Raw genomic sequence first — 466 nt, 5'->3', positions numbered from 1 at the left:
GAATACCGAAGTGATACCAGAAGCCCATATCCGCCATCGGCAGGACTTTGTGGAACACGTGCGCGATACCTACTGCCAGCGTTGGCGCGCCGCCTGCGCGGTTCAATACTGACGGTTCACCGATATCTTTCGCAGTTTGCAGGATTTGTTCCGGGGAAATCACAAAGCCCCAGGAGCTGACGGTCGCCGCTGCATGTGCAGTAACGTCTTTCAACTGCGCCATAATCAGCGGCGCGTTCTCGCCGCCCATCTCGTGCAGGTTTGGCATGGTAATGCCCAGACCTGCCGGCGGGGTGTTCATCGCGAAGTAGAGACCCGGTTCAATGATCGAGGCCGCCACCAGCGCCATCACCGCAACAAAGGACTCCATCAGCATCGCGCCGTAGCCGATAAAACGCGCATCGGTCTCACAGGCCAGCAGTTTCGGTGTGGTGCCGGAAGAGATGAGCGCGTGGAAGCCAGAGAC

General features: G+C 58.8%; 1 protein-coding gene. It reads right to left on the bottom strand.

The features are described from left to right. Window positions 1-466 (bottom strand): carbon starvation CstA family protein (locus ACEWB7_RS17590; protein WP_411581035.1); only part of this gene is annotated, 466 nt, incomplete at both ends.

It is taken from the genome of Acinetobacter sp. NIOH-H-8 (genome assembly GCF_046635365.1).
GTDB lineage: Bacteria > Pseudomonadota > Gammaproteobacteria > Pseudomonadales > Moraxellaceae > Acinetobacter.
The sequence above is the reverse complement of the archived record's forward strand: the minus strand, read 5'-3'. Positions and strand labels throughout refer to the sequence as shown.